The sequence below is a fragment of the Coralliovum pocilloporae genome (assembly GCF_030845175.1).
GTDB classification, from domain to species: Bacteria; Pseudomonadota; Alphaproteobacteria; order Rhizobiales; family Cohaesibacteraceae; genus Coralliovum; species Coralliovum pocilloporae.
Genome location: NZ_CP132542.1, coordinates 1,482,063 through 1,496,495, shown reverse-complemented (window position 1 = coordinate 1,496,495; position 14,433 = coordinate 1,482,063). Strand labels below are relative to the sequence as shown.

Here is a 14,433-nt window from a genome sequence, read left to right as displayed (position 1 = left end):
TTAATGGTAGCTCCTCCCACACGATCCTATCCAACCAATACCGATTTTGGTCCGTTTAACATCAGGAAAAACGAATGGCTGAAGAGACCCCAGCAGCTGGCGCGCAGGCAGACGGCGCTGCACCGCAGCTCAATGTACTGGCACAGTATGTAAAAGACCTGTCCTTTGAAAACCCGAAGGCTCCCGACTCTCTGCGGCCTCGTGAGAAGTCTCCGAACATCAACATTCAGGTCAATGTCAACGGCAAGCCGCTGTCTGACACAGATTTTGAAGTTGACCTGAAGCTTGAAGCAAAAGCCCAGGATGAAGACGGCAGCGTCGTTTTCGCATGCGATCTGGTTTATTCCGGCATTTTCCGCATCACCGGTGTTCCAAAAGACTCCCTGCATCCGGTCATCATGATCGAGTGCCCGCGTCTTCTGTTCCCGTTCGCTCGTCAGATCATCGCTGAATCAACACAGCGCGGTGGCTTCCCGCCGCTGATGCTTGATCCGATCGATTTTGCAGCTCTTTATCGTCAGCGCGCTGCGGAAGTTCAGCTTCAGCAGGCTGCAGCTGAGGGCGCGGATACATCAAAGCCGAACTGATTCAGGCTTTGACCGAGATTATGAAGCCGGGTCATTTGATCCGGCTTTTTCATGCTTTTGCGACAAAGTAAAACCTGTCCGGCGACAAACAATCCGGTCTGTGTTGGTTCAAGAGCCGTATTTGTGCCAGAGCGCATTATCTCCAAGGCTCTCGACAAAAGCCTGGTGAGCCTCGCGCTCTCCATCAGACAGACGGGACGGCAGAGGTGCGGGACGCTGTTTCGCGCGCGCGCCTGATTGCAAACCAACCGGACCAGTGCTTGCTGACCGGCTGGCAGCACCATCATCACCAAAACCAAGATTTGACTGCTTGCCGCCGAGAAGCTCGATATAGACTTCGGCCAGAAGTTCGGCATCAAGAAGGGCGCCATGCCTGGTACGCTTGGAGTTGTCGATACCATAACGTGAGCAAAGCGCATCAAGACTGTTCGGGCCGGCCGGGTGTTTCCGCCGTGCCATCATCAGCGTATCAATCACATGTTCATTGCCAATCGGGTCATATCCATGACCTCTCAGCTCATGATTGATGAAGCCCATGTCAAAGGCAGCGTTATGGATGACCAGTTTGGCACCGGCTGCAAAATCGACAAAGGCCCTGGCGACATCAGCAAAAACCGGTTTGTCCGACAGAAATTCAGCAGACAGCCCATGAACACGAAAGGCCTCTTCCGGCATGTCCCGCTCAGGATTGATATACTGATGATAGACGTTGCCGGTGGGGATATGGTTGATCAGTTCAACACCACCGATTTCAACCAGCCGGTCCCCGGTTTTTGGATCAAGGCCCGTCGTTTCCGTATCGAGTACGATCTCACGCATATTAGACGCCCTTCCCTGACTTCCGGTTTTCCCAGGCTTCCTGCGGTCTGGTTTTCAATTGCTCGACAATAGCCTGAACCTGTGCCCTTGCATCATCAATACCTGAGCCGGTCTCCACAACAAAGTCGGCCCGGCTTCGTTTTTCATCATCAGGCATCTGACGGGCAAGAATCTGCGCAAACTTTTCCTCTGTCATGCCCGGACGGGCAAGAACACGGTCTTTCTGGATTTGAGTCGGTGCCGAAACAACAAGTGTAACATCCACCCGTTTATCGCCACCTGTTTCAAACAAAAGAGGAATATCCAGCAATGCCGCCCAAGCACCGGATTCTTCAGCAGACATCAAAACGTCGAACTCCGCCTGATGCACCAGCGGATGAACAATGGCCTCAAGCTCTTTCATCGCCGATTTGTCACCCAGAACAAGTGCACCCAGCTTCTGCCTGTCCACGCGACCATCCGATACAGCATCGGGAAATCTTTCAGCAATCAGGGGAACAGCCTTGCTGGCATAAAGAGCATGAACCGCAGCATCAGCATCATGGACGACAACGCCGAACTCCGAAAACAGTCCGGCTGTTGTGGACTTTCCCATACCAATTGAGCCGGTCAGGCCGATCAGGATCACGTGCCAAGCCCCATATCTTTCAGAACAAGCTGCCGCAGTGTATCGGTTACCTCCGGCCTGACACCGAACCAGCGCTCAAATCCTGGAACAGCCTGATGCAGAAGCATGCCGAGCCCGTCGACAGTCCGCAGCCCCTTTGCCGCAGCCTCATCCAGCAAGCGCGTTCTCAGCGGTGCGTAAACGATATCTGTTACCACAAGTCCATCTGATGCCTCAGACAGATCAAATTCCAGATCCGGCTGATCTTTCATGCCAAGGGAGGTTGTGTTGACCAGTAGCGAGGCCGATGGCAGGACGCTGTGTCTTGCATCCCAGGAAATCGGCAAGACGTTTTCCCCGAACTGCTCTCTCAGTGCCTCGGCCTTGTCCAGAGAGCGATTGGCCACACAGACAGATTTATATCCCCGCCCGATCAGACCGTGAACAATTGCACGGGATGCACCCCCTGCTCCGAGCACCAGAGCCGTCTCCGGATTCTGATCCCAGCCCGGCGCTCCAGCATCCAGATTAGCCAGGAAACCATAGCCATCTGTATTGTCCGCCCAGAGTTCTCCATCTTCAAACCAGAGTGTATTGGCAACGCCCAGTGTCTGAGCGGTTCCGGTTCGCCGGGCAGCATTTTTGTAGGCTGCTTCCTTGTGAGGAATCGTGACATTCGCGCCACAATAGCCATGTCGTTCCAGACCTTGCAGAAACGCGTCGATTTCATGCTCCGGCACAGCCATCCGACTGTAGAGCCCTTCCAGACCATGGACCTCAAGCCAATGGGTGTGAATAACGGGAGACCGGGAATGACCAATTGGCCATCCAATCACGCAAACTCGTTTCAAAGGCTCGGTCATTACGCTTCCAAAACACCATCAGTTCTAAGAAAATCAAGCAAGGGAAAGAGAGGCAATCCAAGGATTGTAAAATAATCTCCCTTGATCTCTTTGAAAAGCTGAATGCCCGGCCCTTCAAGCTGATAGCACCCCACGCTTTCCAGAACCCTGTCGCCAACCTCAGCCATGTAGTGGCCGAGATATTCAGGCGAGAAATCCCGCATGGTGAGCCAGGCGGTAGACACATGACGCCAGATTGCCTCGCCATCCCGCGCGCAGACGACCGCTGAATGAAGCCCATGGGTCTGGCCACGCAGGTCCAGCAACTGCTTTCGGGCCGCAGTAATATCCGCCGGCTTGTTGAATCTGCGATCCCCAAGGCCAAGCGTCTGATCCGCACCAATCACAAGGGCTTCGGGGTATCTTTCGCTTACATCAACAGCCTTGGCTTCTGCCAGAACCGCTGCAATATCATCGGGCGGAAAAGCAGCCTCGAGCAATGGAGCCTCAATCGACCGTTCATCCACATCAGCGGTCTGGACATCAAAAGAGAGACCTGCATTGTCCAGAAGCATGCGACGGGTGCGACTGCCGGAGGCGAGAATTAGTCTGGTCATTAATCCGGATTCCGATTCTTTTCCCGATGGGCCTGATAGAGGGATAGAATGGCCGCAGCGGTTTCTTCAATCGACCGCCGGGTAACATCCAGAACCTCCCATCCATGTTTAGCGCACATTTTCCGGGTTTGAACCACTTCTTTTGCAATAGCTGCCTTGTCTGTATATCCGGAATCGAGTGCGTCGGCGTTCAGACCCAACATCCGGTTCTGCCGGATCTGAACCAGACGTTCCGGAGACGCAACAAGCCCAATAACAAGGGGGTTTTTTGCGATTTCCAGCTCTTTTGGTATGGGGATTCCGGGCACAATCGGAACGTTTGCCGTCTTGATCCCCCTGTTTGCCAGATACATGCTTGTGGGTGTTTTTGAGGTCCGACTGATACCCGCAAGAACAATATCTGCTTCATCCAGATCCTGGGTCATCTGACCATCATCATGGGCAATGGTGAAATTCAGGGCCTCTATCCGGCGGAAATACTCGGAATTCAGTGCATGCTGGGCACCGGCACGGCCAGACGATGCGGATCCCAGATAGGATTGAAAGACTGTCATGACTGGATCAAGAATATTCACGCTCGGCACACCCAGGGACCGGCAGAACCTCTCAAGCCGATCAATCAGATCAGGGGCGAGGAGGGTATAGAGAACAATCCCCGGCGCATCCTCAATGGACCGGAGAATGTCATCAAGCTGCTCCATTTTGCGAACCAACGGATAAACATGCTCCACCGCTGCAGAAGAGACATATTGCGCCGCAGCTGCGCGACCCACGGCAATCAGCGTCTCGCCCGTCGCGTCTGAAATCATGTGAAGATGAAAGTAGGTGGTTCGGTTTTTCACAATATATCCTGATGGCTGTGGATGGATTCCGATAAGTTGGCCCGTTTTGGAGAGGCTGCCCAAATCGTTAACAAAACCTTAAAATTCATCAACAGCTCATCCAAGTGTGCAAAGCTCCAGATCGAAAAAGTTAACAAGTGGTAAACATTTCGCGATCACGACGTTGTCCAGAATAATCATAACAGACTTGTTCCGGTCAAATCAGCTTCGAGAGGCCATAACGAGCTCATTTATCAATGGAAATTTTTCATTTGCAATCAATCCACAATGATCCACATCAAGGATTGGGCACCGGCTGATTGATACGGAATATCAATAGCGGGATTGTGGATGGATGAGAATACGGATAATCCACTGCTAATAAGAAACAAAATCTAAATATTAAAGAATCCTTTATTAGGGGATTTGTGAATAGGAGTTCTCACATCGTGACTGATCCCAAAGCCAACCGGAAAGCTCTTCAGGTTCTCGAGGGACAGAGCTTCGCATCTCCTCCAATGTGGATGATGAGACAGGCAGGGCGCTATCTGCCGGAATATCGGGCAACCAGAGCGCAAGCCAACGGATTCCTTGATCTCTGTTACACACCGGAACTGGCTACCGAAGTGACACTCCAGCCAATTCGTCGCTTTGGTTTTGATGTCTCAATTTTGTTTTCAGACATTCTGGTTATTCCAGACGCTCTCGGACAGGATGTCCGGTTTGAGGAAGGAGTGGGTCCTATCCTTGAGCCATTGGATGCAGCCGGTATCCAGACCCTGAAACCTGACAATGTACTGAAGCACCTTGAACCGGTGCTGGAGACGGTCTCTCGTGTCCGGGATGGTCTTCCAGCTGAAACGACGCTGTTCGGCTTCTGTGGCGCTCCCTGGACGGTAGCGACCTATATGATCGGTGGTCGAGGCTCACCAGACCAGGCTGCCGCACGACAGATGGCTCTTACTGATCCTGACAGTTTCCAGATACTGGTTGATTGTCTGGTTGACTCGTCAATCCGGTATCTCTCTGCCCAGATTGATGCAGGTGCTGATGCAGTTCAGATTTTTGATACCTGGGCTGGCTCTCTTGATGAGGAACAATTCCGCAGATGGTGCTTTGAACCTCTGAAGCGCATTGTCAGCGGTGTTCGCGCTCATCATCCCGATGCAAAGATTGTTGCATTCCCGAAAGGCGTTGGACCTCTTTATGAAGAGGTGGCGCGGGATAGCGGTGTAAATGCTGTCGGTCTTGACTGGTCGGTTCCAACCGGCTGGGCCCGGGACAATCTCCAGAAACATTGCGCCGTTCAGGGCAATCTTGATCCACAGAAGCTGATTGCCGGGGGCAGGGCACTTGATGAAGCTGTTGATCGGATTCTTGAAGATCTTGGGTCCGGTCCGTTTATTTTCAATCTCGGTCACGGTATTACGCCAAACGCGCCAGTCGCTCATGTTGAGCAGCTTGTTGCTCGCGTACGTGGTTTCAAGCGTTAAGAGAGTGACCCGTCATGTATGAATGGATGAAAGCCTTTCACATCATGTCCGTCCTTGCCTGGATGGCGGGTCTTTTCTATTTGCCGCGTCTGATGGTCTATCATGCGGATGCTGAGACTGGCTCAGAGCTGTCTGAAACGTTCAAGATCATGGAACGGCGTCTTCTGAAGGCGATCATGACACCGTCCATGATTGCGAGCTGGATTTTTGGTCTTGCAACAGCTTATGCGGCAGATTTTTTCACTGACGGCTGGTTTCATATCAAGTTGTTGCTGGTTTTTCTGATGTCAGCATATCATGGGGTTCTGGCGCGTCATGTGCGGGAGTTTGCAGGTGACAACAATCAGAAATCTTCCAAATATTATCGTATTATCAATGAGTTACCTACGCTGTTGATGGTTGCTATTGTGCTGATCGTTGTCTTTAAGCCCTTTTTGTGATCAGCTTCGAACACCCGGTTCTGCGGAAAAGCTTGTCTTATGAGCAAGATTTGCGTATTGTCCCGCCTAATCACTCCTTTTGACAGAATCATCTCGTCGGTTTGACCCGGAAAAGGTGATGTGGATTCGCGATATGGATCCATCGGTCTGTCTGTCTTACTTCCAATGTTCAACACGTTTCAGGCCTATTGCCTGATCATTAGATAGAGATTCAATCCATGCAGGAGATGAAACTCCAGGAGCTCAAGTCGAAGACCCCGACGGAGCTGCTTACTTTTGCTGAAAGCCATGATGTGGAGAATGCCAGCACGCTGCGAAAGCAGGAGCTGATGTTTGCCATTCTCAAGCAGCTGGCTGAACAGGATATTCGTATTATCGGTGAGGGCGTTCTGGAGGTTCTCCAGGATGGCTTCGGTTTTTTGCGGTCTCCGGATGCCAATTATCTGCCAGGTCCCGATGACATCTATGTTTCACCATCTCAGATCCGTCGCTTTTCTCTGAGAACCGGCGATACGGTTGAAGGTCAGATCCGCAGTCCGAAAGAGGGCGAGCGTTATTTTGCGCTTCTCAAGGTGGACACAATCAACTTTGAAAATCCGGAAAAGGCCCGGCATAAGGTTCACTTTGACAACCTTACTCCACTTTATCCTGATTCACGGTTTCAGATGGAAATCGAAGATCCCACAATCAAGGATCTCAGTGCCCGGGTTATCGACCTGGTTGCACCGCTGGGTAAAGGTCAGCGTGGTCTGATTGTGGCTCCGCCAAGGACCGGTAAAACTGTCCTGCTGCAGAACATCGCTAAGGCAATCACGACCAATCATCCGGAGAGCTATCTGATTGTTCTTCTGATTGATGAACGACCAGAAGAAGTGACAGACATGCAGCGTACGGTGAAAGGAGAGGTGATTTCCTCGACCTTTGATGAGCCGGCTGCCCGTCACGTTCAGGTCGCCGAAATGGTGATTGAGAAAGCCAAGCGTCTGGTCGAGCACGGTCGTGACGTTATTATTCTTCTCGACTCCATCACCCGTCTGGGCCGTGCCTACAACACTGTGGTCCCATCATCCGGTAAGGTTCTCACCGGCGGTGTTGACGCGAATGCGTTGCAGCGCCCGAAGCGCTTTTTTGGTGCGGCTCGAAACATCGAGCAGGGTGGTTCACTGACGATTATTGCTACAGCGCTGATTGATACGGGTAGCCGTATGGATGAAGTGATTTTTGAAGAATTCAAGGGCACGGGCAACTCCGAGATCGTCCTGGATCGCAAGGTCGCCGACAAACGCGTTTATCCGGCCATGGATATTCTCAAGTCCGGTACGCGTAAGGAGGATCTTCTGGTGTCTAAGGGTGATCTTCAGAAGACGTTTGTTCTTCGGCGGATTTTGTCATCCATGGGAACTGTGGATGCGGTTGAGTTCCTGATCGACAAGTTGAAACAGACGAAGAGCAATTCAGACTTCTTTGATTCAATGAACACCTGATTGGTCAAAAAATCTGTGATAGTTCTGAGGCGTCCGATTTGATCGGACGCCTCTTTTGTTAGATTCGACGAATAGAGTCGGTTCAGAAATGAATTTCTGCCTGTTTATAAGAAGTGGATAAATAGGAGATGAGACAAGCTGATACAACGATATTTGCGCTGTCCAGCGGATCGGTTCCTGCTGGTGTTGCAGTTATTCGCCTATCTGGTTCCCAGTCTCGATTCGCAATCGAAACTTTTTTAAAACAGGCTTATCCGTCTCCACGGCAATCCACACTCTGCAATTTATATCACCCGGTGGATAAGTCTCTCCTGGATCAGGTCATCCTGCTTTCCTTTCCGGCACCAGCCAGTTTTACCGGTGAGGATGTGGTTGAGATTCATTGTCATGGCAGTCGTGCTGTTGTTGCCATCCTTCTGGATTGCCTCTCGCAGATACCAGGTGTCCGTGCTGCGGAGCCAGGGGAGTTTTCCCGACGCGCCTTTGAAAATGGAAAGCTGGATCTGACTGCTGTTGAAGGTCTTGGTGATCTTATCCACGCAGATACGGAAGTGCAGCGGCGGCAGGCTGTTGTACAAATGGCCGGCGGGCTGGAGAAAATCTATTCAACATGGCGTGCAGATATTGTCCGGATGAGAGCACTCATTGAAGCTGACCTCGATTTTGCAGATGAAGAAGATGTTCCATCGGATGTGACTGATGGTCTCTTTGATGAAATTCGAAATCTGTCTGCTGAGATTAATCGCCATATCACACAGGGTGAAATTGGGGAGCGGATAAGGGACGGGGTTCGGATTGCGCTTGTTGGTGCCCCAAATGTCGGCAAGTCGAGCCTTTTGAATGCCTTGGCGAAACGGGATGTGGCTATTGTGACAGACCAGCCAGGGACAACACGAGACGTCATAGAGGTCCAGCTTGATCTTCGTGGCTATCCGGTTTCTGTCTTTGATACAGCCGGGTTGAGAGAAACAACGGACCTGGTTGAACAAGAGGGGATTAGGCGCAGTACTGTAGAAGCCGTACGGGCCGATCTTGTTGTTGCTCTCACGGATCATAAAGGCACCTCTGTAGACGATGAGCTCGCTAGGCTCCAGACCGATGCTGAAATTATCAAGGCGCAGAACAAGACCGACCTGATTGAATCGGCTCAGAAACAAAAGAGTGATGGATCTTTGTTGTTTTCTGCCCGGACGGGAGAAGGTCTGGGCGATCTCATTGATGAGCTGTCAGAACGTGTGGCACGGCTCTGTGGTGATGGAAAGAGTGAGTCCGCTGTCTGGACACGTCAACGCCATAAATCATTACTGCTTGAAGTTCGAGATGCTTTGGATATGGCGCTAGCTTCGACCGATCTTGGTGTGGAGCTGGTCGCTGAACATTTGAGGCAGGCAGGGGATAGTCTTGGAAAGCTTGTTGGTGTAATAGACGTCGATGATCTGCTGGATGTTATTTTCCGGGAGTTTTGTATCGGAAAATAGCAGGTGTTTCACGTGAAACATAGTCTGCTAAAATCTGATCGAGTAATGTTTCACGTGAATCATGAATGCCGATTCGTCTCCGTAATAAATGCGGAGCACAGACAGGATGAAGAAAAGTGCTGACTTACGATGTTATTGTTGTAGGGGGTGGGCATGCCGGAACAGAAGCGGCAGCTGCATCTGCGCGCCTGGGTGTCCGGACGGCGCTGATTACGCTGAAGACAGATAGCATCGGCGTTATGTCCTGTAATCCGGCTATTGGTGGCCTTGGCAAAGGCCATTTGGTTCGGGAAATTGATGCCCTGGATGGCTTGATGGGTCGTGCAATCGACCAGTCCGGTATTCAGTTTCGGGTCTTGAACCGTCGTAAGGGGCCAGCTGTTCGTGGACCTCGCGCTCAGGCGGATCGGAAGCTTTATCGACAGGCCATTCAACAGTTGCTGGGAGACCAGGAAAATCTCGATATTCTGGAAGGTGAGGTGGCTGATCTCATTCAGAATGCGGATGGCTCAATCAAAGGGGTCGCCCTGGCTGATGGTAGATCATTTGGTGCCGGTGCTGTTGTTCTGACCACAGGAACATTTCTCAATGGTCTGATCCATATGGGTAAGAAGACGATTCCGGCGGGTCGAATGAATGAAAATCCGGCCGTAACGCTGGCGAATAGACTGGCAGCGCTCGGTTTTACTACGGGTCGTTTGAAGACAGGGACACCCGCACGACTGGATGGCAGAACGATTCACTGGGAGAAGTTGCAGGAACAGCCAGGCGATTCGCCTCCGGAACCATTTTCAACACTGACGGATGAAATTCGGGTTCCTCAGATCTCTTGTTATTTGACCCGGACCAATACCAATACACACCAGATTATCTCGGACAACCTGGATCAGTCCGCTATGTACTCCGGGCGGATTGACGGAGTAGGGCCGCGCTACTGTCCATCGATTGAAGACAAAATTGTCCGGTTTGGTGAGCGCGATGGTCATCAGATTTTTCTGGAGCCGGAAGGGCTGGATGATCACGCTGTTTATCCGAATGGGATTTCGACAAGCCTGCCAGAAGATTGTCAGGATGCATTTCTGCGGAGCATAGAGGGTCTGGAGGATGTGAAGGTCTTTCAGTATGGCTATGCGATTGAATATGACTATGTGGATCCTCGCGACCTCTATCCGACACTAGAAACGAAAAGGTTGTCGGGGCTGTATCTTGCAGGTCAGATCAATGGCACAACCGGGTATGAGGAAGCCGGAGCGCAAGGTCTGTTGGCTGGTCTCAATGCGGCGCGTCGAAGCGGCGGATTCGATTCCGTAACAATTGATAGGAGCCAGGGATATATCGGTGTGATGATTGATGATCTTGTCACGCGCGGTGTAGCCGAGCCGTATCGTATGTTCACATCACGTGCGGAATACCGACTGACCCTCAGAGCCGATAATGCTGACCAGCGTTTGACACCATTGGGTATTGAATTCGGCCTTGTAGGTCAGCATCGTCAAGCGTCGTTTGAGGCAAAGCGGGATGCGTTGGAGAAAGCCGAGGCGTTACTGACATCTTTGTCTCTTACACCGAATGAAGCTAATCGATTCGGCCTCAAAATGAATCAGGATGGCGTTCGCCGTTCAGCCTTTGAAATGCTATCTTATCCATCCATTGATATAGAAGATCTGAAACCGATCTGGCCGGATATCGGGGCACTTCCCGAGAAGATTGCAGAACAGGTATCCATTGAGGCACAGTATGCGGTCTATCTGAAGAGGCAGCAGAGTGATATTGATACGTTCAAGCGGGATCAGAATGTATTGCTGCCCCCGGACCTGGACTATGCATCCCTCGCAGGCTTGTCTAAGGAGCTTGCTCAGAAGCTTGAACATGTGCGTCCGACGACATTGGGGCAGGCAGCGCGGATGGAAGGTATGACGCCGGCAGCGCTTACCCTGCTGTTGGCTTATGCGAAAAAGGCCGGACAAAAACGGGACGTTGTCTAGACAATGAATTCAGAAGCATGTTTTCGGGTTATAGAATCCCGGTATTCGGTTTCACGTGAAACAAAAGACCGCCTCGAACATTATGTCTCTCTGGTTCGGAAATGGCAGCCAGCTCAGAATCTGATCTCACCAAAGACACTGGATCAGATCTGGCAGCGTCATGTGCTGGATTCAGCGCAGCTTGTCATGATGAAGCCAGAGGCCAGAACATGGCTTGATATTGGTTCCGGAGCTGGCTTTCCTGGTCTTGTGACGGCCATTCTGATGATGGAGAAGGAAGAGGGCGGTCATGTTGTTCTTGTGGAGAGTAACGAGCGCAAGGTCGCATTTCTGCGTACGGTGATCCGGGAAACAGGCTGCTCTGCACAGGTTATCAACGGGCGGATAGAAACAGTTCTGGCCGATTTCGATCAACAGGTCGACGTCATTTCGGCGCGCGCATTGGCATCTTTCCGCCAATTATGTGGATTTATTCAGCCGGTAATGACAGGGCAGACATCTGCGCTTTTCCACAAAGGTCGAGAATTTGCCGCAGAAATTGAAGAAGCGTCTGACGAATGGGTCTTTGATCTGTTACAACATAAAAGCATTGTTGATGATGATAGCGTTATCGCTGAAGTGCGGTCGCTTTCTCCGATGACAGATATCAGTTTGGTGCAGTGAGGCCCGAGCCCAAATGACAACGCCCTCTCAGAAACAGCCGCGCGTTATTGCCGTTGCCAACCAGAAGGGTGGTGTGGGCAAGACGACAACAGCGATTAATCTTGGTACCGCGCTTGCCGCTATTGGCGAAAAGGTGCTGATTGTGGACCTTGATCCACAAGGCAATGCTTCAACCGGGTTGGGTGTTGGCCGCAAAGATCGTGGGATCTCGACCTACGAGGTGCTGGCCGGTGAAAACTCTCTGGCTGAAGCCTGCCGGGAAACAGCGGTTCCGCGTCTCTATATTGCGCCATCAACCATGGATCTTCTGGGCCTGGAGCTTGAAATTGCTTCTGAATCAGACCGGGCCCACCGTTTGCGGAGTGCCATTTCAGCCCATGCAGAGCGCGTGGGAGCTGATGAAACAATCCCGGATTTCAGCTATGTGCTGGTGGATTGCCCGCCGAGTTTCAATCTGCTGACGATCAATTCTCTTACAGCTGCGAACTCTATTCTGGTTCCTCTGCAGTGTGAGTTCTTTGCGCTTGAGGGTCTGAGCCAGCTTCTCCAGACCGTGGAGCAGGTGAAAAAGTCCCTGAACCCGGGACTGGACATCCATGGCATTGTGCTGACCATGTATGATGGACGGAACAATCTGGCCAATCAGGTTGTTGCCGATGTGAAAGAATATATGGGCGATAAGGTCTATGAGACGGTTATTCCCCGCAATGTGCGGGTATCTGAGGCTCCGTCTTATGGAAAACCTGCTCTGCTCTATGATCTGAAGTGTACAGGCAGCCAGGCTTATTTGAAGCTGGCGTCTGAAGTCATTCAGCGTGAGAAGACACTTAGAGCTGCTTAGTAAATAAAATCAATAACTTACGTATATTAGATTCGTATACGTAATGACGATGAATAGTGATTGGGGATGAGGCAAAATGGCGGATGAGTCTCGGAAACGGTTGGGGCGTGGCCTGGCTGCATTGATGGGCGATATCGATTCGGAGGCGGAAGCGATTGAGCGGTCCCGGACCCAGCGGCGTATTCCAATCGAATTTGTCCGCGCCAACCCGCGTAACCCGCGCAAGACCTTTGCTGAAGATGATCTGACGGATCTGACAAACTCCATCAAGGAGAAGGGCATCGTCCAGCCAATTCTTGTGCGTCCGGTTGCGGATGAGACGGATTCCTACGAGCTGATTGCCGGTGAACGCCGTTGGCGCGCGGCCCAGCGCGCCGGACTTCATGAAGTTCCTGTTCTGATTCACGATGTATCCGACAAGGAAGCTCTTGAAATCGCGATCATCGAGAATGTCCAGCGTGCAGACCTTAATCCGCTGGAAGAAGCTCTTGGTTATCAGCAGCTTATGGAGGAATTCCAGTATACTCAGCAGGACCTGGCGGATGTGATTGCCAAGAGCCGCAGTCATGTGGCGAATACCCTGCGACTTCTGAAGCTGCCTAACAGCGTTCAGGACTACCTGTCAGAGGGTCTTTTGACCGCTGGGCATGCCAGGGCCCTGATTACGTCTGATGAGCCTGCAGCGCTTGCTGAGCAGATTGTCGAGCATGGCCTGTCTGTGCGCGAGGCGGAACGTCTGGGACAGGAAGGTTTGCCGGAAGCCAAACCGAAGGCTCCGAAGAAGGAGAAAGATGCCGACACCAAGGCCCTTGAGAAGGCTTTGTCAGATGCCCTTGGCATGAAAGTCAGTATCAGCCACAAGGATAACGAGACCGGTTCTGTCCAGATCAAGTACAAGAGCCTGGACCAGCTTGAAGATCTGTCAAAGCGGCTTCAGGGATAGATAAAAACCGCTGCATGGAGAGATTGGTCTCTTTTGGATGCAACGGTATGTTCGCATCAAAATTTCCATTATAAGCTGCATTGCGATATTTAATCTTCTTGAGCCGCTATTTATATGGATAATTCAGAATCTAAGCGATCTAGAAACGCGGTTCGTCAGCGTGCTCAGGCGATCAAGCCATTTCGGTGCAAGAACCTGATCGCAGTTATTGAAGATCCATCGGATGTAAAAAACATTGGGTCAGTCATTCGCAATGCGAATGCTCTTGGTGTTGAAAAGGTCTATGTCATCGATCCGCGACAGTCGTTGTCAGACGATTGGCAGGACATGCGTGAACGTAAATCACTGTCGAAAACGTCTGTTTCTGCGGTTAAGTGGACGTTTGTTAAACGGTTTGACAGTACCGAGGATTGCTTTGATCATCTCGAAAGAAAGGGATTTGTCTCTGTCGTGACATCGCCTCACGTCAAAGGCAAAGCCAGTGCTTTTCTGCATGAGGTCGATTATCAGCAATATACGAAGCTTGCTGTATGGTTTGGTAATGAGGCGCGGGGTATCAGCGAACTTGCCGTTGCCCGGTGTGATATGTGTATATCAATACCTATGTTTGGCATGATTGAAAGTCTGAACCTTGGGACAAGTTCGGGTATCGTCCTCTACGAAGTTACAAAGCAGAGACGTGAATATCAAAGCCAATACAAACGCAGCAGAAAGAGGGGAAAACGGTCTGAACCCCTGCCGACGGAGATGCCGCGTGAGCAAAGCTAAGATCTGTCTACTGCATTAGCTTATCTTCTGTGAAGATGTGTATTC

15 protein-coding genes are annotated in these 14,433 nt (G+C 51.3%); 10 read left to right on the top strand and 5 right to left on the bottom strand.

All coding sequences use genetic code 11. From position 1 onward, the window contains the following. Window positions 1-74 precede the first annotated feature (74 nt). Complete coding sequence (gene secB, locus RA157_RS06970; protein ID WP_350335747.1) at window positions 75-587, top strand: protein-export chaperone SecB; 513 nt, start codon at window positions 75-77, stop codon at window positions 585-587. A gap of 108 nt (window positions 588-695) precedes the next feature. Here secB and dnaQ read toward each other — a convergent pair whose 3' ends face one another. From dnaQ to RA157_RS06945, 5 genes are read right to left on the bottom strand one after another with little or no spacing between them, the layout of a single operon-like run. Further along, entirely contained in the window at window positions 696-1,406 is a 711-nt protein-coding gene (gene dnaQ, locus RA157_RS06965) for a DNA polymerase III subunit epsilon (RefSeq protein ID WP_350335746.1), read from the bottom strand. A gap of 1 nt (window position 1,407) precedes the next feature. Beyond that, entirely contained in the window at window positions 1,408-2,034 is a 627-nt protein-coding gene (coaE, locus tag RA157_RS06960; RefSeq protein WP_350335745.1) for a dephospho-CoA kinase, read from the bottom strand. Continuing rightward, window positions 2,031-2,876 (bottom strand): shikimate dehydrogenase, encoded by an 846-nt coding sequence (locus RA157_RS06955; protein WP_350335744.1) that lies wholly within the window; start codon window positions 2,874-2,876, stop codon window positions 2,031-2,033. The genes coaE and RA157_RS06955 overlap by 4 nt, the downstream gene beginning before the upstream one ends. Further along, the gene (locus tag RA157_RS06950) at window positions 2,876-3,472 is read right to left on the bottom strand and encodes a Maf-like protein (protein ID WP_350335743.1); all 597 of its coding nucleotides are present in this window, start codon (window positions 3,470-3,472) and stop codon (window positions 2,876-2,878) included. The genes RA157_RS06955 and RA157_RS06950 overlap by 1 nt, the downstream gene beginning before the upstream one ends. Then, a complete protein-coding gene (locus RA157_RS06945; protein WP_350335742.1) occupies window positions 3,472-4,314 on the bottom strand; it encodes a pyruvate, water dikinase regulatory protein in 843 nt (280 codons plus the stop codon). Before RA157_RS06945 ends, RA157_RS06950 begins: the two co-directional genes overlap by 1 nt. A 428-nt stretch (window positions 4,315-4,742) precedes the next feature. Between RA157_RS06945 and hemE the strand changes: the two genes are divergently transcribed. The 9 genes from hemE (at window position 4,743) to RA157_RS06900 (ending at window position 14,388) form a co-directional block, all read left to right on the top strand. Then, entirely contained in the window at window positions 4,743-5,786 is a 1,044-nt protein-coding gene (gene hemE / locus RA157_RS06940; protein WP_350335741.1) for a uroporphyrinogen decarboxylase, read from the top strand. 14 nt (window positions 5,787-5,800) lie between these two features. Then, window positions 5,801-6,226 (top strand): protoporphyrinogen oxidase HemJ, encoded by a 426-nt coding sequence (gene hemJ, locus RA157_RS06935; protein WP_350335740.1) that lies wholly within the window; start codon window positions 5,801-5,803, stop codon window positions 6,224-6,226. Window positions 6,227-6,444: 218 nt separating this feature from the next. Further along, window positions 6,445-7,710: a transcription termination factor Rho gene (rho, locus tag RA157_RS06930; RefSeq protein ID WP_350335739.1), complete on the top strand. Its 1,266-nt coding sequence runs from the start codon at window positions 6,445-6,447 to the stop codon at window positions 7,708-7,710. A gap of 128 nt (window positions 7,711-7,838) precedes the next feature. Then, window positions 7,839-9,188: a tRNA uridine-5-carboxymethylaminomethyl(34) synthesis GTPase MnmE gene (gene mnmE, locus RA157_RS06925; RefSeq protein ID WP_350335738.1), complete on the top strand. Its 1,350-nt coding sequence runs from the start codon at window positions 7,839-7,841 to the stop codon at window positions 9,186-9,188. 116 nt (window positions 9,189-9,304) lie between these two features. Then, window positions 9,305-11,173, top strand: a complete 1,869-nt coding sequence (mnmG, locus tag RA157_RS06920) for a tRNA uridine-5-carboxymethylaminomethyl(34) synthesis enzyme MnmG (RefSeq protein WP_350335737.1) — start codon at window positions 9,305-9,307, stop codon at window positions 11,171-11,173. A 3-nt stretch (window positions 11,174-11,176) separates the two neighbouring features. Then, on the top strand, window positions 11,177-11,836 hold the full coding sequence (gene rsmG / locus RA157_RS06915; protein WP_350335736.1) for a 16S rRNA (guanine(527)-N(7))-methyltransferase RsmG: 660 nt from the start codon (window positions 11,177-11,179) through the stop codon (window positions 11,834-11,836). A 13-nt stretch (window positions 11,837-11,849) separates the two neighbouring features. Further along, entirely contained in the window at window positions 11,850-12,677 is an 828-nt protein-coding gene (locus RA157_RS06910) for a ParA family protein (protein WP_350335735.1), read from the top strand. A 76-nt stretch (window positions 12,678-12,753) separates the two neighbouring features. After that, complete coding sequence (locus tag RA157_RS06905) at window positions 12,754-13,620, top strand: ParB/RepB/Spo0J family partition protein (RefSeq protein ID WP_350335734.1); 867 nt, start codon at window positions 12,754-12,756, stop codon at window positions 13,618-13,620. Window positions 13,621-13,734: 114 nt separating this feature from the next. Then, a complete protein-coding gene (locus RA157_RS06900; protein WP_350335733.1) occupies window positions 13,735-14,388 on the top strand; it encodes a TrmH family RNA methyltransferase in 654 nt (217 codons plus the stop codon). Window positions 14,389-14,433 lie beyond the last annotated feature (45 nt).

What these genes read in the sequence shown, in the direction of transcription:
- secB (WP_350335747.1), top strand. Translation starts at nt 75, where the DNA reads ATGGCTGAAGAGACCCCAGCAGCTGGCGCGCAGGCAGACGGCGCTGCA.
- dnaQ (WP_350335746.1), bottom strand. Translation starts at nt 1,406, where the DNA reads ATGCGTGAGATCGTACTCGATACGGAAACGACGGGCCTTGATCCAAAA.
- RA157_RS06955 (WP_350335744.1), bottom strand. Translation starts at nt 2,876, where the DNA reads ATGACCGAGCCTTTGAAACGAGTTTGCGTGATTGGATGGCCAATTGGT.
- RA157_RS06950 (WP_350335743.1), bottom strand. Translation starts at nt 3,472, where the DNA reads ATGACCAGACTAATTCTCGCCTCCGGCAGTCGCACCCGTCGCATGCTT.
- hemJ (WP_350335740.1), top strand. Translation starts at nt 5,801, where the DNA reads ATGTATGAATGGATGAAAGCCTTTCACATCATGTCCGTCCTTGCCTGG.
- rho (WP_350335739.1), top strand. Translation starts at nt 6,445, where the DNA reads ATGCAGGAGATGAAACTCCAGGAGCTCAAGTCGAAGACCCCGACGGAG.
- mnmE (WP_350335738.1), top strand. Translation starts at nt 7,839, where the DNA reads ATGAGACAAGCTGATACAACGATATTTGCGCTGTCCAGCGGATCGGTT.
- rsmG (WP_350335736.1), top strand. Translation starts at nt 11,177, where the DNA reads ATGAATTCAGAAGCATGTTTTCGGGTTATAGAATCCCGGTATTCGGTT.
- RA157_RS06910 (WP_350335735.1), top strand. Translation starts at nt 11,850, where the DNA reads ATGACAACGCCCTCTCAGAAACAGCCGCGCGTTATTGCCGTTGCCAAC.
- RA157_RS06905 (WP_350335734.1), top strand. Translation starts at nt 12,754, where the DNA reads ATGGCGGATGAGTCTCGGAAACGGTTGGGGCGTGGCCTGGCTGCATTG.
- RA157_RS06900 (WP_350335733.1), top strand. Translation starts at nt 13,735, where the DNA reads ATGGATAATTCAGAATCTAAGCGATCTAGAAACGCGGTTCGTCAGCGT.